Source organism: Advenella sp. EE-W14, from assembly GCF_012923605.1.
GTDB lineage: Bacteria > Pseudomonadota > Gammaproteobacteria > Burkholderiales > Burkholderiaceae_B > Advenella > Advenella alkanexedens.
In genome coordinates, this window is sequence record NZ_JAAVNG010000007.1 from 136886 (window position 1) to 156019 (window position 19134).

At 50.4% G+C, this 19134-nt stretch carries 20 protein-coding genes; 14 read left to right on the forward strand and 6 right to left on the reverse strand.

Annotated features, from left to right (window positions below):
• Nucleotides 1–7: 7 nt before the first annotated feature.
• The 3 genes from cydB to HCX92_RS04760 form a co-directional block, all read right to left on the reverse strand.
• The gene (gene cydB / locus HCX92_RS04750) at nt 8–1144 is read right to left on the reverse strand and encodes a cytochrome d ubiquinol oxidase subunit II (RefSeq protein WP_371808395.1); all 1137 of its coding nucleotides are present in this window, start codon (nt 1142–1144) and stop codon (nt 8–10) included.
• Between the two features lie 23 nt (nt 1145–1167).
• Nucleotides 1168–2721 carry a cytochrome ubiquinol oxidase subunit I gene (locus HCX92_RS04755; protein WP_169293954.1) on the reverse strand — a complete coding sequence of 518 codons (1554 nt, stop codon included), beginning with the start codon at nt 2719–2721 and terminating at the stop codon, nt 1168–1170.
• A gap of 91 nt (nt 2722–2812) precedes the next feature.
• Nucleotides 2813–3229: a DUF2946 family protein gene (locus HCX92_RS04760; protein ID WP_302890966.1), complete on the reverse strand. Its 417-nt coding sequence runs from the start codon at nt 3227–3229 to the stop codon at nt 2813–2815.
• A gap of 284 nt (nt 3230–3513) precedes the next feature.
• On the opposite strand from HCX92_RS04760, the gene fba reads away from it, so the two are divergent.
• From fba to HCX92_RS04795, 7 genes are all read left to right on the forward strand, one after another.
• Complete coding sequence (fba, locus tag HCX92_RS04765) at nt 3514–4578, forward strand: class II fructose-bisphosphate aldolase (RefSeq protein ID WP_169293789.1); 1065 nt, start codon at nt 3514–3516, stop codon at nt 4576–4578.
• Nucleotides 4579–4738: 160 nt separating this feature from the next.
• Nucleotides 4739–5620: a phosphoribosylaminoimidazolesuccinocarboxamide synthase gene (locus HCX92_RS04770; protein ID WP_169293790.1), complete on the forward strand. Its 882-nt coding sequence runs from the start codon at nt 4739–4741 to the stop codon at nt 5618–5620.
• Between the two features lie 13 nt (nt 5621–5633).
• Nucleotides 5634–6137 carry a 5-(carboxyamino)imidazole ribonucleotide mutase gene (purE, locus tag HCX92_RS04775; protein WP_169293791.1) on the forward strand — a complete coding sequence of 168 codons (504 nt, stop codon included), beginning with the start codon at nt 5634–5636 and terminating at the stop codon, nt 6135–6137.
• Nucleotides 6138–6167: 30 nt separating this feature from the next.
• Nucleotides 6168–7352: a 5-(carboxyamino)imidazole ribonucleotide synthase gene (locus HCX92_RS04780; RefSeq protein ID WP_169293792.1), complete on the forward strand. Its 1185-nt coding sequence runs from the start codon at nt 6168–6170 to the stop codon at nt 7350–7352.
• Nucleotides 7353–8375, forward strand: coding sequence for an L-threonylcarbamoyladenylate synthase (locus HCX92_RS04785; RefSeq protein WP_169293793.1), 1023 nt, complete (start codon nt 7353–7355; stop codon nt 8373–8375).
• Between the two features lie 54 nt (nt 8376–8429).
• On the forward strand, nt 8430–9617 hold the full coding sequence (locus HCX92_RS04790) for a M20 aminoacylase family protein (protein WP_169293794.1): 1188 nt from the start codon (nt 8430–8432) through the stop codon (nt 9615–9617).
• Between the two features lie 42 nt (nt 9618–9659).
• Nucleotides 9660–10598 (forward strand): glyoxylate/hydroxypyruvate reductase A, encoded by a 939-nt coding sequence (locus tag HCX92_RS04795; protein ID WP_169293795.1) that lies wholly within the window; start codon nt 9660–9662, stop codon nt 10596–10598.
• Between the two features lie 57 nt (nt 10599–10655).
• Here HCX92_RS04795 and HCX92_RS04800 read toward each other — a convergent pair whose 3' ends face one another.
• The 3 genes from HCX92_RS04800 to HCX92_RS04810 all read right to left on the reverse strand — a co-directional run bounded on the left by HCX92_RS04800 (nt 10656) and on the right by HCX92_RS04810 (nt 13053).
• Complete coding sequence (locus HCX92_RS04800; RefSeq protein ID WP_169293796.1) at nt 10656–11504, reverse strand: hypothetical protein; 849 nt, start codon at nt 11502–11504, stop codon at nt 10656–10658.
• An 18-nt stretch (nt 11505–11522) separates the two neighbouring features.
• Nucleotides 11523–11873 carry a nucleotide pyrophosphohydrolase gene (locus tag HCX92_RS04805; protein ID WP_169293797.1) on the reverse strand — a complete coding sequence of 117 codons (351 nt, stop codon included), beginning with the start codon at nt 11871–11873 and terminating at the stop codon, nt 11523–11525.
• Between the two features lie 85 nt (nt 11874–11958).
• Nucleotides 11959–13053, reverse strand: a complete 1095-nt coding sequence (locus HCX92_RS04810) for an NAD(P)-dependent alcohol dehydrogenase (RefSeq protein WP_169293798.1) — start codon at nt 13051–13053, stop codon at nt 11959–11961.
• Between the two features lie 210 nt (nt 13054–13263).
• Here HCX92_RS04810 and queE point away from each other — a divergent pair, with 210 nt between their 5' ends.
• The 7 genes from queE to HCX92_RS04845 all read left to right on the forward strand — a co-directional run bounded on the left by queE (nt 13264) and on the right by HCX92_RS04845 (nt 19028).
• Nucleotides 13264–13896 (forward strand): 7-carboxy-7-deazaguanine synthase, encoded by a 633-nt coding sequence (gene queE, locus HCX92_RS04815; RefSeq protein ID WP_169293799.1) that lies wholly within the window; start codon nt 13264–13266, stop codon nt 13894–13896.
• The gene (gene queC, locus HCX92_RS04820) at nt 13896–14609 is read left to right on the forward strand and encodes a 7-cyano-7-deazaguanine synthase QueC (RefSeq protein WP_169293800.1); all 714 of its coding nucleotides are present in this window, start codon (nt 13896–13898) and stop codon (nt 14607–14609) included. Before queE ends, queC begins: the two co-directional genes overlap by 1 nt.
• Nucleotides 14609–15067, forward strand: coding sequence for a 6-carboxytetrahydropterin synthase QueD (queD, locus tag HCX92_RS04825; RefSeq protein ID WP_169293801.1), 459 nt, complete (start codon nt 14609–14611; stop codon nt 15065–15067). Before queC ends, queD begins: the two co-directional genes overlap by 1 nt.
• A gap of 66 nt (nt 15068–15133) precedes the next feature.
• Nucleotides 15134–15553: a GNAT family acetyltransferase gene (locus HCX92_RS04830; protein WP_169293802.1), complete on the forward strand. Its 420-nt coding sequence runs from the start codon at nt 15134–15136 to the stop codon at nt 15551–15553.
• Between the two features lie 89 nt (nt 15554–15642).
• A complete protein-coding gene (locus HCX92_RS04835) occupies nt 15643–16596 on the forward strand; it encodes a 3-hydroxyacyl-CoA dehydrogenase family protein (protein ID WP_169293803.1) in 954 nt (317 codons plus the stop codon).
• Nucleotides 16597–16859: 263 nt separating this feature from the next.
• The gene (locus HCX92_RS04840) at nt 16860–17663 is read left to right on the forward strand and encodes an OmpA family protein (protein WP_169293804.1); all 804 of its coding nucleotides are present in this window, start codon (nt 16860–16862) and stop codon (nt 17661–17663) included.
• 387 nt (nt 17664–18050) lie between these two features.
• Complete coding sequence (locus tag HCX92_RS04845) at nt 18051–19028, forward strand: cytochrome-c peroxidase (RefSeq protein ID WP_169293955.1); 978 nt, start codon at nt 18051–18053, stop codon at nt 19026–19028.
• Nucleotides 19029–19134 lie beyond the last annotated feature (106 nt).

The following is a 19134-nucleotide window of genomic DNA, read 5'->3' on the forward strand; positions in this document are numbered from 1 at the left end:
ATATGATTTAGTAAACGGAATGTTTATTTTCACGGATATAGGCCGTGGTTACTTTTCCTCTCATGATGCTGTAGGCCCAACGGGTATACAAAATAATGATGGGCATGAAGATGACAACCGCAATCAGCATGACGAACAGGGTGAAATGGCTGGATGAGCTGTCCCAGACGGTAAGGCTGGATGCCAGATGGCTTGATGAGGGCATCATGAACGGGAACATGGAAACGCCGGCGGTACCGATAATGCCGGTAATGCCAAGCGCGGAAACAAAGAACGCGGCAAAAGTTTTCCCGCTTTTGGCCAGCCACAGGGCGCCCAGGATACCCACATAACCCAGGACAGGCACCAGGATGGTTAACGGCCAGCGCTGGTAATTGGCCAGCCATGCGCCGGCTTCACGCACCACTTCCTTGGTTAAGGGGTCGGGGCTGGCAGCCAGGTTGATGGCCGATGTAATACGGTAGCCGTCAATGCCAAATGCGACCCAGATTCCGGCCAGGGTAAAACCGATCACCGTTACCAGGCCACTGATGGTCATCCATGTCTTGGCCCGGGATTGGATCGGGTCTTCGGTGCGGTGCATCAGGTAAATGGCGCCGTGGAAGGTGACCATGCCGCTGGCAACCACACCGCAAAGCAGGGCGAAGGGATTGAGCAAGGCCCAGAAACTGCCTGAATAGGTGGGGTTAAGGATGCTGTCATATTGGAAAGGCACGCCAAGCAGCAGATTGCCAAAGGCCACGCCAAAAATGACCGGTGGAACGAAGCTGCCCACAAACAGGCCCCAGTCCCAGGTTTTGCGCCAGGTGGTATTGTTGATTTTGCTGCGATAGTCAAAGCCGACAGGACGGAAGAACAGCGCCCATAATACGGCCATCATGGCCCAGTAAAAGCCCGAGAATGCGGTGGCATAAATCATGGGCCAGGCAGCAAAAATGGCACCGCCAGCCGTAATGAACCAGACCTGGTTGCCATCCCAGTGAGGAGCAACCGTGTTGATGACGACACGGCGTTCTTCATCGTTTTTGCCGACAAAGGGAAGCAGCGTGGCGACACCCATGTCATGGCCGTCCATGACGGTAAACCCGATCAGCAGGACGCCTATCAGCAGCCACCAGATGAATTTCAGTATTTCATAATCAATGATGTTTTCCATAATCTGGCTCCTTAGTGTTTGGGCTCATGAACATAGCGACCGGTACCCAGGCTGCCGGGGCCCTGCCTGGAGAAACGGATCATGAGATACATTTCCACAACGAACAAAATGGTGTAGAAAGCGATGAATCCGGCCAGCGAACCCCATAAGGAGCTGGTGCTAAGTGTGGAAACGGACAGATGGGTAGGCAGAACGCCATACACGGTCCAGGGTTGGCGTCCGAATTCGGCCACGAACCAGCCCACTTCGCAGGCAATCCAGGGCAATGGCAGAGAGTACAGGGCCAGTTTCAGCAACCATTTTTTTTCGGTAAAGTTGCCTTTGATGGAAGCCCAGAAAGAGGCCGTAAAGAGAAACAACATGAAGAAACCAAGACCCACCATGGCACGGAATGACCAGAACAGCGGTTTGACGGCAGGAATGGTATCTCTGGCAGCCTGGGCAATCATTTCAGGCGTGGCCTGGCCGACATCGGCGCTGTAGCGTTTAAGCAGCAGGCCAAAACCCAGGTCTTCCTTGTGTTTCAGGAAAGTATCCATGGCTTGCTGGTCATTGCGGTTTGCACGCAGTTTGTCAAGGGCGACTACCGCTTGCTGGCCAGACTCGATACGGGCATGGTTTTCCTTGATGATATCGTGAATGCCGGGTATGACTTCGGTGGTGGAACGGGTGCCGATCAGGCCCATGAGCCATGGGATCTTGACTTCCCAGTTGTTTTTCATTTCCGCGTCATTGACCGAGGCAATCAGGGTGAAGGGCGCAGGGGCCGGTTCGGTTTCCCACATGCCTTCAATCGCGGCAAGCTTGGTTTTTTGAGCCTTGCCAATGGAATAGCCTGACTCGTCACCCAGAACAATCACGGACAGAATGGAGGCAATGCCAAAAGCTGCGGCAATGCGAAAACTGCGTTTGGCAAATTCAACGTCCTGTTTTTTCAGCAGATACCAGCTGGAAATCGAAAGGACGAACATGGCGGCTGTTACATAACCGGCAGAAACCGTATGCACGAATTTGTTCTGGGCTTCGGGGTTGAGAACAACAGTCCAGAAATTGTCCATTTCCATCCGCATGCTTTCAAAGTTGAATTCGGCTCCGATGGGATTTTGCATCCAGCCATTGGCCACCAGAATCCACAAAGCGGACAGGTTGGTGCCGACAGCCATTAAAATGGTCACGACCAGATGCTGCCTGCGTGACATGCGTTCCCAGCCAAAAAAGAACAGGCCGACAAAGGTGGACTCGAGAAAGAAAGCCATTAAGCCCTCAATCGCCAGTGGGGCACCGAAAATGTCCCCCATGTAGTGGGAATAATAGGCCCAGTTGGTACCAAACTGGAACTCTAGCGTGATGCCCGTTGTGACGCCAAGGGCGAAGTTGATGCCAAAGAGCTTGCCCCAGAATTGGGTCATGTCTTTATAAATAACCTTGCCTGTCATGACATAGGCGGATTCCATGATAACAAGAATCCAGACCATGCCAAGTGTGAGAGGCACGAACAGGAAATGGTATAGGGCTGTCAAACCAAATTGCAGCCGGGATAGGTCAACTAATTCATCCATGCGGATTTACTCCTTGAAACTTTTCTGGAATGAGGAGGGGGGCGTATGTCAGCAGACGTGACATTCACCTTGATAAATGCAATGAAAAATTTTCTGGTTAGGAAAACAGGGGAAACTGAGGAGGAGCCTGGCTGCGGTTAGGTCGCCAGCGGATAGTGCGAATGAGCAGTTGCCATTCGTGGTAAACAATCGTGATGACTTGACGGGCGATAAATCCGAGGAGCAGGATACAGGCCAGCGTGACAATGGCTGCCTGGGATTCGGAAAGAATGCAGAGCAGGCAGTGGATATCGGAGGTGTGGGCGGCAGAGTCCGGACCGAGTGATGCATTGCTGCTGATGGTTAAGGTTTTACTGTTGCCGGATGAATCGCAGATTTCGAGGGTGAAGGGTAAGGGTGTGATGGAGTCTGTGCCCAAAAGCGATGAGACGGAAGGTGAAACCGCAGCCAGGGTCATCACAATGAGGATGACCCATAAAGTACAGTGGAGAGAGCGGTTTTTATAACGGTTCACAATATTGAGTACTAGAATAGATTAAACAAATTGTAAGTCCGATGTGCAAAAATTACTTTGCTAAATCTCAAAAGTTTCTTGATTTGGATTGATTTTGTTCATCGTGCGTTTTCAGTTGATCAGAGGCGTGGCAAACCTGGCCTTTCAGGCATGATTCATATTACAAAAAACGTACTCGTTTGCAAAATTTGCCGGTAGGGGGGAAACTTGGGTAAAAAAACACAAACCCACGTAAAATATGGGCAATTCGGAAATTTGACATAGATCCTCTAGGAGAATATCACATGGCATTAGTTTCAATGCGTCAGTTGCTCGACCATGCGGCCGAAAACGGTTACGGCATTCCTGCTTTTAACGTTAACAATCTTGAGCAGGTCCAGGCCATCATGGAAGCGGCCAAGGAAACCAATAGTCCGGTTATCATGCAAGCCTCTGCCGGTGCCCGCAAATATGCAGGCGAAGGCTTTCTGAAGTATTTGATCCAGGCTGCGGTTGAAAGCTACCCTGAAATTCCGGTCGTTATGCACCAGGACCACGGGCAGTCTCCCGAAATTTGCCAGGGCGCCATTAATCTGGGTTTTTCCAGCGTCATGATGGACGGCTCCTTAATGTCAGACGGTAAAACCATTGCCGATTATGAATACAATGTGGAAGTGACCAAAAAAGTGGTGGACATGGCCCATAAACTGGGTGTGACCGTTGAAGGTGAACTGGGCTGCCTGGGTTCACTGGAAACCATGGAAGGTGACAAGGAAGACGGCCACGGTGCCGACGGTAAACTCACGATTGACCAGTTGCTGACCGATCCCGAGCAGGCTGCCGATTTTGTGCGTAAAACCCAGCTTGACGCCCTGGCGATTGCGATTGGCACCAGCCATGGTGCGTATAAATTTACCCGCAAGCCAACAGGCGATATCCTGTCTATCCAGCGCATCAAGGAAATTCACGCTCGCCTGCCCAATACCCACCTGGTCATGCATGGCAGCTCAAGCGTGCCACAAGAGTTGTTGGCTGAAATTCGCGAATTTGGTGGCGACATGAAAGAAACCTATGGTGTACCGGTTGAAGAAATCCAGGAAGCCATTAAATATGGTGTGCGCAAAATCAATATCGATACCGATATCCGTCTTGCCATGACGGGCGCGATTCGTCGCTTTTTGGCTGAAAATCCGTCCAAATTCGATCCGCGTGAATACAACAAACCTGCCCGTGAAGCAGCGAAAAAAATCTGTATTGCCCGTTACGAAGCCTTTGGTACGGCAGGTAATGCCAGCAAAATCAAACCGGTCAGCCTGTCTGAAATGGCTTCCCTGTATGCGGCCGGCAAGCTCGACCAGCAGGTTAAATAAATTCCTGTTTGTATAAAAGGCAAATGCCGGTATTAAAAATCCCGTCTTCTATTCATTTGGGGCGGGATTTTTTATTTAAAGCGTTAAAATATCGGGTTTGATCCGTTATGGTTTTTGTCATAACGCACATATCCATTCCAACCAAACTTAAGGGTTACAAGTGGCTACTGCACTTCATCAATCAACCATCAAATCATTACCATTGCTGGCACGCGGTAAAGTACGTGACATGTATGCCGTGGGTGATGATAAGCTGCTTATCATTGCCAGCGACCGCATTTCCGCGTTTGACGTCATTCTTGATGATCCGATTCCGGGCAAAGGCAAGGTACTTACCGAATTAACCGGGTTCTGGCTGAAAAAACTGGCGCACATTATTCCCAATCACTCGACCAATATGAGGCCTGAAGATGTGGTGGCCCCTGATGAGGTTGATCAGGTTATAGGCCGTGCTGTCGTTGTCAAACGCTTAAAGCCTGTGTTGGTTGAAGCGGTGGCCCGTGGTTATCTTATTGGTTCCGGTTGGAAGGATTACCAGGAAACCGGTACGGTTTGCGGCGTGAAGTTACCGGAAGGCTTGAAACTGGCCAGCAAACTGCCTGAACCTCTTTTCACGCCAGCTGCCAAGGCCGAGTTCGGCTCACACGATGAAAACGTGGATTTTTCCCATGTGGTGAAAGAAGTGGGGCAGGAACTGGCAGAGAAAATCCGTGACATTACCCTGAAATTGTATGCGGAAGCGGCCAGTTTTGCCGCGGAAAAAGGTATTATCATCGCCGACACCAAGTTCGAGTTTGGTCTGGATGAAAATAATCAGCTGTATTTGATGGATGAAGTGCTAACCCCCGACTCCTCCCGTTTCTGGCCAGCTGACAGCTATCAGGAAGGTATCAGTCCTCCTTCATTTGACAAGCAGTTTGTGCGTGACTGGCTTGAAACCCAGCCTTGGGACAAAACCCCGCCAGCTCCCCGTCTGCCACAAGATGTACTTGAAAAAACAGCCGCCAAATATCGTGAGGCGGTAGACCGTCTGCTGGCATAAGAAAAGGAATATCATGAGCGACAATATCAAGCCGGTTGTGGGCGTTATAATGGGCTCCTCCAGTGACTGGGAGGTCATGCAGCATGCAACCCGGATGCTGGAAGAGTTTGGTGTGCCTTACCAGGCGCAGGTTATTTCAGCGCATCGCATGCCACACGATATGGTGGCTTACGGTGCCCGTGCTTACAATGACGGTATTCGTGCGATTATTGCCGGTGCCGGGGGCGCTGCCCACCTGCCGGGCATGATGGCGGCCTTGACTGAAGTTCCGGTGTTTGGGGTGCCGGTTCCTTCCCGTTACCTGAAAGGTGAGGATTCCCTGCTTTCCATTGTGCAAATGCCCAAGGGTGTGCCGGTAGCGACGTTTGCCATTGGCGAGGCCGGTGCGGCCAATGCGGCCATGCATGCGATTGCCACCCTGGCGATGACCAATCCTCAATTGCGTGAAAAATTGCTCGCCTTTCGTGAAAAACAAACGGCCGCCGCACGCGCCATGACCTTGCCGCCTTCAGCTTAGTATTTTTGCAAATCAAAATTTTTATCTCTTATGAATAATACTGTATCGACGTCCGCTGTTGTTTATCCTGGCCAGTGGCTTGGCATGTTGGGTGGGGGGCAACTGGGTCGTATGTTTTGTCATGCAGCGCAAAGCATGGGGTATAAAGTCGTGGTGCTTGATCCGGCCCAGGACAGTCCCGCCGGCACCGTTGCCGAAAAGCAGGTGTACGCGACTTATGATGATGTAAAAGGGCTGGCTGAGTTAGCCGCCCTGACGCGGGTGGTTACCACTGAATTTGAAAACGTGCCTGCTGCCAGCCTGAAACAGTTGTCAGAAAATTGCCGGGTCAGTCCTGGTGCGGCGGCAGTTGCCGTGGTACAGGACCGTATTGCGGAAAAGGCCTTTATTGCCTCGCAAGGCATCCCGGTTGCCCCTTATGCCGAAGTCCGCTCGGCTGCCGATCTGGAAAAGGCCGGGCAACATCTGTTCCCGGGCATTCTCAAGGCTGCCCGGTTGGGTTATGACGGCAAAGGACAGGCGCGTGTTGCCAATGTCCAGGAAGCGCTTGCCGCTTTTGAGTCCTTCGGTAATGTGCCTTGTGTACTGGAAGCGATGCTGCCCCTGAAAGAAGAAATTTCGGTGGTGATGGCGCGTGGTTTCGATGGAGAGGTGGCGGTTTTCCCGATTGGTCAAAATACCCATGTCAATGGCATTCTGGCTACTACCGTGGTGAATCCGGGGCTTATCGCTGAAAGTATCCAGCATCAGGCCAAACAGGCGGCCATTAAGATTGCCGAAGGCCTGAATTATTTTGGTGTGCTGTGCATCGAGTTTTTCATTCTGGACGATAACAGCCTGGTGGCCAATGAGGTGGCACCGCGTCCGCATAACAGTGGTCACTACACCATGAATGCCTGTGCCAGCAGCCAGTTCGAGCAGCAGGTACGTGTCATGGCCGGCATGCCACTGGGTTCCACTCAATTACGGGCACCCGCCATCATGCTTAATATTTTGGGTGACAGCTGGTTCCACCCCGAGACGGGGGCGTTTGCCGAACCGGTCTGGGAAAAGGTATTGGCTTTGCCGGGCGTGTCCCTGCATCTGTATGGCAAAAGCGAAGCCCGCAAGGGGCGTAAGATGGGGCATGTAAACGTGGTTCACGAAAATTTTGATACTGCACTTGCCCATGCCCGTCAGATCAGTAAGATCCTTAATTTAAGCCAGGTACTGTAAATGCAAGCAGACCAGGAGCAGGAAATTCTCAGGGCAGCCAGGCGTTTGGCACAGGGTGAGCTGGTGGCCTTCCCTACCGAAACGGTTTACGGTTTGGGAGCCGATGCCGAAAACCCGCAGGCCGTTGAAAAAATCTATCAGGCCAAGGGTCGGCCTTCCAATCATCCGGTTATTGTACATGTGGCTCCCGAGGCCGATTTGTCTTATTGGGCGACCGATATTCCCGAAGAAGCACATCAGTTGATCAAGGCATTCTGGCCAGGCCCGCTAACCCTTATCCTGCAACGGGCTAGTCATATACCCGATACTGTCAGTGGTGGTCAGGATAGTGTGGGCATTCGTTGCCCGTCCCATCCCGTGGCCCAGGCCCTGCTGCAGCAGTTTGCCCGGCTCAAGCCTTCGGGACAAGGCGGCGTTGCCGCGCCATCGGCCAATAAATTTGGCCAGGTATCACCCACTTTGGCAGAACATGTCATAAGCGAATTTCCTGAAGAGGTGGCCAAGGGGATGCCGGTCCTTGAAGGAGGAGCAGCCGATATTGGTATTGAATCCACGATTGTTGACTTGTCTCGGATCCGTCAGGGTGTAGGGGCCGTTTTGCTGCGGCCAGGGCATATCAGTGCCAGCCAGATAGCTAAGGTACTGGGTTATGCACCGCAGTTGCCCGATCATCATGCGCCACGGGCATCGGGCACGCTCAAGGCGCATTATGCGCCACGTACTCCCCTGATGTTGTTGACGGCCCAAGAGTTGGTGCAAGGCAAGCTGCAGGATCGGGTGCCGGCAGGAGAAAAATGGGCGGTTTGTGTCTTTGATGCGGGTCGACAAGCTGACATTGAAGGGATAGATTGGTTTGAGGTTTCCAATGAACCGGTGCAATATGCGCATGATTTATACGCTTTTTTGCGTCGGGTAGACCAGCTGGGCTATCAGCGCATCTGCATCCAGGCCTTGCCTGAAGACCAGCGCTGGGAAGCGGTCAATGACCGTCTTCAAAGGGCGGCTGCGGCTTTCCCTAGGTGACATTTTTACCAAACGAGACTATGATTGTCCGGTTACGAATCACCGGAAATTCTTATGATCAAGTTTACCGGCATTGATGAAATCATCGCTATCCGGCGAGACATCCATGCGCATCCCGAACTGTGTTATGAAGAGCACCGTACCGCCGCACTGGTAGAGCAAAAATTAAAAAAGTGGGGCATCGCGTGCACAACAGGTATCGGGAAAACCGGTGTGGTGGGCAGCATCAAGGCGGGAACTTCAAATAAATCCATTGGTTTGCGGGCAGATATGGATGCCTTGCCCATTCAGGAAGAAAACAATTTTGCCCACCGGTCCCTACATGACGGAAAAATGCATGGCTGCGGGCATGACGGGCATACGGCCATCTTGCTGGCCGCTGCGAAATATTTAAGTGAAAATCGCAATTTTGACGGTACGGTCCGGTTTATTTTTCAACCAGCCGAAGAAGGGGGGGCCGGAGCCAAAGCCATGATCGAAGACGGTCTGTTTGAGCGCTTTCCCTGCGATGCCGTATTTGGCCTGCATAACTGGCCCGGCATGCCTGAAGGTAGTTTTGGCTATCGTGCCGGGCCGTTAATGGCATCCAGCAATATTTTTCGGATCAATATACGGGGCAAGGGTGGACATGCCGCAGCACCGCAAGACAGTGCCGATCCGGTTCCGGTCATTGCGCAACTGGTGCAGGCTTTGCAAACTGTGGTGTCACGAAATATCCGTCCCATTGATGCCGCGGTGCTGTCCATTACCCAAATCCATGCCGGTACGGCAAGCAATGTGATTCCCGATCATGGCTGGATTGGCGGGGCAGTACGTGCCTTTTCCGATGAAGTGGTTGATTTGATTGAGGCCCGCATGAAACAGCTTGCCGCACAAATTGCCAATGCGTTTGGTTGTACCAGCGAAGTCACCTTCGAGCGGCGTTATCCGGCTTTGGTTAACAGTGAGGCGGAAACTGAACTGTGTGCCGAGGTCATGCGAGAGCTGTATGGGGCAGAAAAAAGTGTGGAATATGTTTTCGAGCACGAGCCGGTCATGCCCTCGGAGGACTTTGCCTTTATGCTGCAGAAAAGGCCTGGCAGTTATATCTTCCTGGGTAATGGCGATGGTTCCCACCGACAACCTGACCATGGCCTGGGTCCTTGCCTGTTGCATAATCCCAGTTATGATTTCAATGACAATCTGCTTGGCATAGGCGCTTCTTTTTGGGTCAGGCTGACGGAAAAATATTTGAGTAAATAAAATATCCGGACAAATAAACCATACGACTGTAAAGGGTATAAATTGAATATTGTTCTGGCTTCCGAGTCACACGAATATACCGATAACTGGTTGAAAATCATCAAGGCGCATTATCCTCATTGGCATGCTATTGTATACCAGCCAGGCATCAGTCAACCCGATGCGGGGGTTAGCAGGGCCATCGTCTGGAAGCCACCCGTTTCGTTGTTTGAAGATTATCCTGCTCTTCAATACCTGTTCAATATGGGCGCCGGGGTGGATGCCATTTTGCGTCAACCGGGTTTACCGGATCAGGTCCAGATTGTCCGGCTTGAGGATGCGGGCCTGGCTGATAAAATGCTGGAGTATGTCATTCACTACCTGTCAAAAATAACCCGTCCGTTTGACCGGTATGCCTTGTTTCAGCAACAGCAGCAATGGAAGCCCTTGCCCGAGCCGTCAGCCAGTCAGATTGCCGTGGGCGTGATGGGGTTGGGGGTGATTGGACAAAAAATTGCACAGGCTCTGACAGGGTTGGGATATACAGTACATGGCTGGTCGCGCACCGAACGCAAACTGCAGGGTGTACACACTTATGCAGGAGAAAACGGCTTGCCCGATTTTTTGCGAAGCACACAGGTTTTGATTAATGTCTTGCCACTTACGCAGCAAACCAGGGCTATCCTTAACCAACAAACCCTGTCTCAATTGCAGGCACCGGCCAGCCTTATTAATATTGGCCGTGGTGAACATCTTCAAGAAGATGATCTGCTTGAACTGATGAAATCGGGTCATATTGGCAAGGCGGTGCTGGATGTTTTCTGTACCGAACCTTTGCCCCAGGGACATCCTTTCTGGATACATCCCAATATTATCGTGACACCGCATATTTCCGGTCCTACCAATGACGAGCTTGCCCTGGCACAGATCAATCAGAAAATCACCGATCTGGAAAATGGCCGGGATATTGGCGGCATTGTTTCACGGGAAGTGGGTTATTAAGCTGGGTGTATCCGCTATTATGCCGACAACACATTATTGTATTTGCCGTGGATGAGCTCAGGTTAGCGCAAAGTAGGCGGCAAAAATAATCAGCAAAATAACAATGAACCGGAATACTGAAACATTGTTTTTGGGACCGCTTGTGTCGGGGATCTGTTCGGGAATATTGGCAACAGGCTCAGTGCTGACAGGCTCTTCTGCCGGGGCTTTATGAGGGCTGGCTGAAGCGGCTTCGGGGGCTGGTGTTTCGTCAGCTTCGGGTACCAGTTTTTCCAGATACTGCTTTTGGTTGGTCTTGATGGTGGCTTCCAGATCAGGCAGGGGCCAGATATTTGTGGCCCGTCCGCTCAAGATCGGGAAAGGGTCGACATTGGGTGCCTCAAGTTCCTCCAGAAGACCTTTGATTTCGAATTTCAGGTCGCTGTCGGCACCCAGTTTATTCAGCGGCATGCCATCCTTGAGTTTTTGCCAGTCGCGGGCGCGGCTTCTTAGCATGAAGCGCCAGTCTTCACCCGTGGCATTGGTAATGTCAGGTAAATAAGTGGTTCGTATGATCATAAAAGCCCCGGTCATCTTTTCTTTCAGTAAAGTATCAAAGGCTTTCAGAATGGGTTGCCAGGGCTCGGGCAGGATTTTTTCAAGTGCTTCGAAGCGGTTGGCCCAGTGCTTGAGCGCTTCGGCAGTGGGGGCACTGAGATAAGGGTAAACAACTTTTGGGTCATCGCCAAGACGGGCAGTACGGATATGGGTATCGTCAAACAGGGCCCACCAGAACAGCGCAGGCCAATGACGGGCCTGAAGCTCCAGGATGACATCTTGTTGAAAAACATTGTGCAATTCAACATTCTTTCCATCAGGAATGGAGTCCTGGCTTAACAGGTTGGAAAGATAGACAACGTCCTGCATATTGGGTTCCTTTCGCTTTTAGAGTTCGGTGTATTTTTTTGCATTACCCCGCGCTTTATCAAGCGGGTATTTAATTTCATTAAGTGCCAGCTTTTCTGCCGCAGCTTCAAGGATATCAATATTCAGCACACGACTAATTGTTAATAAATACAGGAAAACATCGGCTATTTCATGCTTTGCCGCCTGTAATTTCTGCTTGTTGAGCTGCAAGGACTCTTCCTCTGTCATCCATTGGAAAATTTCCTGCAATTCGGCCGCTTCCACGGTAAGGGCCATGGCGATGTTTTTGGGAGAGTGGTAGTTGTCCCATTTTCTGTCATGGGCAAACTGCGCCAGCTTTTGCTTGATATGGTCAAGATCGGCAGCCATTTCTTTCCTTGAATACCAATAATTACATAGCCATAAAAGCCGCAGGGAGTTGCCAGGCGGTTTTTATGGCTTGAAGGCAGAGATGTTATGGTTTGATGGCGATTTTCAGAACGCCATCACGCTGGTTGGCAAAAAGATCGTAAGCCTCGACAATGTCGTCCAGTTTGTATTCGTGAGTCACCAGCGCTTCCAGGTTGACCCGGCCTGATTCGACGATTTTGAGCAGGCGACGCATTCTTTCCTTGCCACCGGGACACAGGGCGGTCACGATTTTATGATCGCCAAGACCTGCTGCAAAGGCATTGACCGGAATGGTCAGATCTTCCGAGTAGACGCCCAGGCTGGACAGCGTACCACCCGGTTTCAATACGCGCAGGGCCTGTTCAAAGGTGGTTTGGGTACCCAGGGCTTCGATGCTGACATCGACCCCGCGACCGCCTGTCAGCTTCATGATTTCGTCAACCACATCGACTTTTTTGAAGTTCAGGGTGACATCAGCGCCCATTTGGCGGGAAATTTCCAAGCGTTCGTCAACGCCATCGACGGCGATGATGGTGGCTGCACCGCGCAGTTTGGCACCAGCGGTGGCACACAGGCCAATGGGCCCCTGGGCAAAGATGACTACGGTATCGCCAATTTTGATATTGCCATTTTCGGCACCCACAAAGCCGGTGGACATGATGTCGGGACACATGAGCACCTGTTCGTCTGTCAGTGCATCGGGAACGGGTGCCAGGTTGGCCTGGGCATCGGGAACCAGCACGTATTCGGCCTGGGTGCCATCAATAATGTTGCCAAAGCGCCAGCCACCGGTTGCCTTGTAACCATGGCAGGAACAAGTGCCGTTGGCCGTCAGATAACCGCCATCCTGGGAAGGGAAGCCATCCTGGCAGGCGTAAGAGGTAAAGCTGGGGCAAATGGCGCCGGCAATGACCCGCTGGCCTTCCTGATAGCCGGTGACGTTACTGCCCAGTTTTTCGATAATGCCTACTGGTTCGTGGCCAACGGTCAGTCCTGGTGCGACCGGGTATTCACCTTTCAGGATATGCACGTCGGTGCCGCAGATGGTGGTGGTGGTAATGCGCAAAAGTGCGTCGTTGGGACCCACATCGGGGATACGTTTTTCCTGGATTTCGATACGACCGGGAGCAACAAAAACAGCAGCTTTCATGGTAGACATGGCAGATCTCCTGAGTAAGATGACGAATGGGAAAGGGGAAAGGGCAATATGCTTAATTCCACTGTGTATAACTATACATCCATACAATTTCAAAATGACAGGATTTTTAGCAATTGTAATGTTTTGTTGTGAGAGCATGGGTTGATTCGGCTCAACAGAAGGGTGCAAGCAAGTTAGAATACGGTATTATCAATTCAAGTAGATGCTGGCGTGGTTTATTCAGTCAAGGAAATATTCAAGACATTGCAGGGTGAAGGGTCGCAGGCCGGGCGTACGGCCGTATTCTGCCGCTTCTCGGGCTGCAATTTGTGGTCGGGTCGCGAACAGGACCGTGCCGGTGCGCAATGCACTTTCTGTGATACCGATTTTGTCGGTACCAACGGCACCGATGGTGGCAAGTATGCCTCGGCACAGGCGCTGGCAGCAACGCTGGCCAGGGTTTGGGGGCCAGGTAAGGAAAACCGCTTTGTGGTTTTTACGGGGGGAGAACCCCTGTTGCAACTGGATGCTGCCCTGGTGAGCGCGGTTCACGAACAGGGCTTTGAAATCGCCCTGGAAACCAACGGCACCCTGCCTGCGCCTGAAGGCATAGACTGGATCTGCGTCAGTCCCAAAGCGGGTAACACATTGGTCCAGACCCGGGGTAACGAGCTTAAACTGGTGTACCCGCAACCGGGTATTCATCCTTCCCAATTCGAACACCTTGATTTCCAGCAATTCTGGCTGCAGCCCATGGATAACCCATTGCAACGCGCCAATACGGAACAGGCGATCGCTTATTGCCTTGAACACCCACGCTGGCGGCTAAGCACACAAACCCATAAAATGATAGGAATACGATAGTGGCAAGCAATGCACTTGTGCTTTTTTCCGGTGGACAGGATTCAACGGCCTGTCTGGCCTGGGCCTTAAACTGTTTTGACCGTGTGGAAACGATTGGTTTTGATTATGGCCAGCGTCATCATGTAGAGCTGGCATGCCGGCAAAATGTGATTGAGCAAATTCGTCGGCAGTTCCCTGAATGGGATAAAAAACTGGGTCAGGACCATTTGCTGGATTTGGGCTTGCTGGGGCAGATCTCGGATTGCGCCTTAACCGGTGAAACTGAAATCCTGTTTGCGGAAAGTGGTTTGCCCAATACCTTTGTGCCGGGCCGCAACCTTATTTTTCTGACCTTTGCCGCCACGCTGGCTTATCGTCGTCATCTTGATGTATTGGTAACCGGTGTGTGTGAAACCGATTACTCCGGATATCCGGACTGCCGCAGCAATACCATGCAGGCACTTCAATTGGCCCTGAATCTGGGTATGGAACAACAATTCCGGATAGAAACACCCTTAATGTGGCTGGACAAGGCCCAAACCTGGCAACTCGCCCGTGATCTGGGGGGCGAGGCCTTGCTGGATATTACCCGTGAACACAGCCATACCTGCTATTTGGGCGAGCGCAAGCAGCGCTTTGATTGGGGCTATGGTTGCGGCACTTGCCCGGCCTGTGAGCTTAGGGCAAAAGGATACGAAGCATTCATGAAAACACAGCAGGATGGGGCTCAGTGATGATACGCATTACACGAAAAATGGAATTTGACGCGGGTCATCGCATTCCTGATCACCGTAGCCAGTGCCGCAATTTGCACGGCCATCGTTATGTGCTTGAAATTACGCTTGAAGGTGAAGTCCATGACGCGCCAGGACAGTCTGATAATGGCATGGTGCTGGATTTTTCGGATATCAAGGCGATTGCCAGGGAAAAAATCGTGGACCCATGGGACCATGCTTTCCTGGTTTGCCAAAGTGATACGGCAGTCCTGGAGTTTCTCAAGTCAATGCCCGGACATAAAACGGTTGTCACCACTAAAGTACCCACGGCAGAAAACCTGGCACAACTGGCTTTTGATGTGCTGGCCCCCGCTTTTACCCAGCGCTATGGCAAAGACCTGGTCCTGCATCGGGTGCGTCTATATGAAACCCCCAACTGCTGGGCCGATGCGACCCGGGAGACAGAAAGCTGTTAATTCGGGTTCTTCAAGGGGATGTGCTGCTGGATGCATGTGCAGGGCGGTTTGAAAGTGGAATCAAAAATGAAAATCAGGTCTTTTTTACAGCAAGATGAAGGTGCTGTCATTCGTTTATGGAATGAGTGCGGTCTGGTCAGGCCATGGAATGATCCCAAAAAAGATATTGCGCGTAAACTGACAATTCAGCCAGAACTGTTTTTAGTGGTTGAGAAAGAGGATCGTGTGGTTGGGTCGGCGATGATTGGTTATGAAGGGCATCGGGGCTGGGTATATTATCTGGCCGTCGATCCTTCCTGTCAGGGGCAGGGCATTGGGCAGGCCCTTATGCGAGAAGCCGAGCATTTGTTGATCGAAAGAGGTTGCCCCAAGATTCAGTTGCTGGTACGCAGCAATAATGTCCAGGTGCTGGATTTCTACGCAAAACTGGGCTATGAAACAGGCGATGTGCTTATGCTGGGTAAACGTTTGATTCCCGATGCATAGGCTTGCAAATTGGCAGCCGGTTTAAAGTGCAGAGAATAAGCTTGTATATTAAACTGATGGGGATATGATCAACATTCAGGAGAGATAACATGGCTTATAAGCTGCAGTCCCCATCAGAAACCCATAGCGTCATTGTGGGTGGCGGCACGATGGGTACCGATATTGCGACTGTTTTATTGCGTGCCCGGTCCCGTTGCGTTGTTGTCGAACCGGATTCATCGTTGCATGAAGGCATATTCAAACGGATTGCACAAAACCTGCAGGCCATTGGGCGGCAAGAGAATCATGTTCTGCTGAAGGTGGTCAGTGCCCTTGAAGAGATTGATTGGTCTGTTGTCCATCTTGTCATTGAGGCCATTCCGGAAAACCTTGAGTTGAAGCAGGCCTTATTCAAGGATCTTGAACAATTGGCGGGTGCAGAAACCATTTTATGCAGTAACAGCTCAAGTTTTCCAATCAGTGATATTTCTGAAGGCCTGCAAACGGCTGAAAGAATGGCAGGCCTGCATTTTTTCATGCCGGCGCATATTGTGCCACTGGTTGAGGTGGTGTTGGGTAAGCGAACCGATCCCGAAGTGGGGGAGAGTCTGGTTGTCTTGATGAAGCGCTGTGGCTCGGTACCTGTGTTGATTCGCAAGGATGTGCCCGGTTTTCTGGCCAATCGTTTGCAGCATGCCATTGGCCGTGAGGCTTATTCGCTCATCCAGTCGGGTATTGTGACACCGGAAGACGTGGATGCTGCCGTGCGTTTTGGGTTCGGGTTCCGTTACCTGGCGGCGGGTCCCATCATGCAAAAGGAAATTGCCGGGTGGGATGTGCATGCCGCAGCGGCAGCAACCATATACCCTGATCTGTCAAATGCGGCAATACCGCCCGATATCCTGACTGAAAAAATAAAAAATGGCAAATACGGCATGAAAACCGGTGAAGGTTTCTATCAATGGACGCCTGAAACCATGCAAGAAGAAAAACAGCGTTATGACAGGGCATTAAGGCAAGGGCTTGAAATCCTGTCGGAAGATCTCCCTGATATTGAGCCTTGAACGGATATTTTGGAGTGAATGAGCCTTTGTTTTTGCCTGTTTGATGGCAATTAGAGGGATAATAGGCATTTTTAGAGTGAATCGTTGCTTGAAAGGGCAGGGATTTGCGGTTTTTTTTCCAATAAATATCTGTTTTTGCTGACAATAATTTGGATTTTCAGATTGTTTGCCATTATCCGAATTAAATTGCCTCAAAATGAATGTGTTGTGTCTGTAAAAGGTGTAACATTCAGCTTGATATTTTATCTTTAGAGGAGTGTAAAATGAAAAAACCAAATTCTGGCAGTCGCCTTAAATTTGGGTTTATTGCGTTAATGGCACTTACGGTTGCAGGATGTTCGTCAATCAGTAACGTCAGTCCAGACGGGGTAACTGAAGATCCGATCTGGCCAAATGTGGAAAGCGTCACATTAAATAACAAGCAAGGTACTTACCCCAACTTTTATAATCTGACACAGGTCCGTTCTGGCGTAACCAAAGACCAACTGTATTATTTATTGGGTCGTCCTCACTTCAGTGAAGGGATCAATGCCAAGGAATGGGACTACCTGTTTCACTTCCATACCCCTGATATGGGTGTTGATAATGTAACCACCTGCCAGTTTAAAATTCTTTTCGATACTGACAGTATTGCCAGCAGTTTTTACTGGCGTAGTGTAGGCGAAGGTGCCGGTTGCCCGCCAGGAAGCGCCAAAGAATCATATACACTCAGTGCCGATGCCCTGTTTGAATTTGACAAATCAACCTTAAGTTCGATTACTACCGGTCGTCAGGAATTGGACAATCTTGCACAAAGCCTTAACAATGCCAAAAATATCGCAGGTATTACCATTGTTGGTCATACGGATATGTTGGGTAACAGTGCTTACAATATGCGCCTGTCGCAGGCTCGTGCAGAAACCGTTGGCAATTATCTGGTCAGCCAGGGCGTTCCTGCAAATCTGATCCAGGCATATGGTGTAGGCGAAACACAACCTGTCGTGCAATGTTCGGGCAGAGGCCAAGAGCTGATCAACTGTCTGGCACCTAACCGTCGAGTGGTCATTACCGTCGATAATAAAGAATAAAGCGGACTGTTATTTAAAAAATTACAGTCTGAACCATATTTACACCCGGGCCGTATAATCGTGAGGTTATACGGTTTTTTTGTAACGAAAGTTTTGTAAAATATAAGTAAATTATGTTGTTTATTAAAAACATCAACTTAATAGTTTATTGCGATTAAATTTGATTTATAACAATATTGTCTATGTAATCTGCAGTTACCATAGGATTAAGCTTTAAATTAATTTATTAAAAACTCAATACGGGGAATTAATAAGTATCTTCTTGAAAAGATTTTTAAAAAAGATACTTATATTTTTTAGAGAGGTTGTATTATGGTGAAAATGAAAAAATCCATTGGTAGCTACGCGCTGGCATCACTATTATGTCTGGCCGGTAGTGCAAGTGTCATGGCCCAAGACAAAGCGGCAGAGGCCACCAAAACAGAACGCTACAAACCCAATAATGAATTGATTGTTGCCATCGAACCTGCAAGTGGTCAGAATCCTGCAGAAGTCGAGCTGGGTAAAAAACTGTTCTTTGATCCCCGTTTGTCGCGGTCGGGTTTCATTTCCTGTAACTCTTGCCATAACCTGGGCATGGGCGGCAGCGATAACCTGCCAACCTCAATTGGTCACAACTGGCAAGAAGGACCCATCAACTCACCAACCGTATTGAACTCCAGCCTGAACTTTGTCCAGTTCTGGGACGGTCGTGCGGCAGACTTGCGTGAGCAGGCTGGTGGTCCCATTGCCAACCCGCTGGAAATGGCTTCCTCACATGACCTGGTGGTGAATATTCTTGAGTCCATTCCTCAATACAAGGAAGAGTTCAAAAAAGTATATGGTACCGACACCATCACGATTAATGAAGTGACCAAAGCACTGGCAGTGTTTGAAGAAACCCTGGTAACGCCTAACGCACCTTTTGACCGTTGGTTGAAAGGTGATGAAAATGCGATTAATGATCAGGAACTGCGTGGTTATCTGACCTTTAAGGAAAGCGGTTGCGTTGCCTGTCATAATGGTGCCAACGCTGGCGGATCCTCATTCCAGAAAATGGGTCTGGTCGAGCCGTACGTCACCGATAACGAAGCAGCCGGCCGTGCCGGTGTGACCGGTAAAGACGTTGACCGTATGATGTTCAAGGTGCCTACCCTGCGCAACGTGGAACTAACCTATCCGTACTTCCACGATGGTGCGGCCAACACATTGGCTGAAGCGGTGGACATTATGGGAAGACTGCAGTTGGGCCGCAAGTTTACAGACAATGAAATTGAAGATATTGTCGCCTTCCTGAAAACCCTGACCGGTGATCAGCCACGGTTTGAAATGCCTATTCTGCCACCTTCCAGTGATTTGACACCACGCGCCAAACCCTTTGAATAAGGTATAACGCAATAACAGGTTTTGCATGGCAGTGTTGTGAAAGATGGCCATGCAAAGGCCTGGTTCAAAAACACCTGTATCGCATTTGCGGACAGGTGTTTTTTTT

Excerpts from the sequence above, each read along its gene's own strand:
- purE (WP_169293791.1), top strand. The coding sequence starts at position 5,634 with ATGAGCGACAATATCAAGCCGGTTGTGGGCGTTATAATGGGCTCCTCC.
- HCX92_RS04840 (WP_169293804.1), top strand. The coding sequence starts at position 16,860 with ATGAAAAAACCAAATTCTGGCAGTCGCCTTAAATTTGGGTTTATTGCG.
- HCX92_RS04835 (WP_169293803.1), top strand. The coding sequence starts at position 15,643 with ATGGCTTATAAGCTGCAGTCCCCATCAGAAACCCATAGCGTCATTGTG.
- HCX92_RS04790 (WP_169293794.1), top strand. The coding sequence starts at position 8,430 with ATGATCAAGTTTACCGGCATTGATGAAATCATCGCTATCCGGCGAGAC.
- queD (WP_169293801.1), top strand. The coding sequence starts at position 14,609 with ATGATACGCATTACACGAAAAATGGAATTTGACGCGGGTCATCGCATT.
- HCX92_RS04810 (WP_169293798.1), bottom strand. The coding sequence starts at position 13,053 with ATGTCTACCATGAAAGCTGCTGTTTTTGTTGCTCCCGGTCGTATCGAA.
- fba (WP_169293789.1), top strand. The coding sequence starts at position 3,514 with ATGGCATTAGTTTCAATGCGTCAGTTGCTCGACCATGCGGCCGAAAAC.
- HCX92_RS04800 (WP_169293796.1), bottom strand. The coding sequence starts at position 11,504 with ATGCAGGACGTTGTCTATCTTTCCAACCTGTTAAGCCAGGACTCCATT.
- HCX92_RS04830 (WP_169293802.1), top strand. The coding sequence starts at position 15,134 with ATGAAAATCAGGTCTTTTTTACAGCAAGATGAAGGTGCTGTCATTCGT.
- HCX92_RS04845 (WP_169293955.1), top strand. The coding sequence starts at position 18,051 with ATGGCCCAAGACAAAGCGGCAGAGGCCACCAAAACAGAACGCTACAAA.
- HCX92_RS04780 (WP_169293792.1), top strand. The coding sequence starts at position 6,168 with ATGAATAATACTGTATCGACGTCCGCTGTTGTTTATCCTGGCCAGTGG.
- HCX92_RS04805 (WP_169293797.1), bottom strand. The coding sequence starts at position 11,873 with ATGGCTGCCGATCTTGACCATATCAAGCAAAAGCTGGCGCAGTTTGCC.
- HCX92_RS04785 (WP_169293793.1), top strand. The coding sequence starts at position 7,353 with ATGCAAGCAGACCAGGAGCAGGAAATTCTCAGGGCAGCCAGGCGTTTG.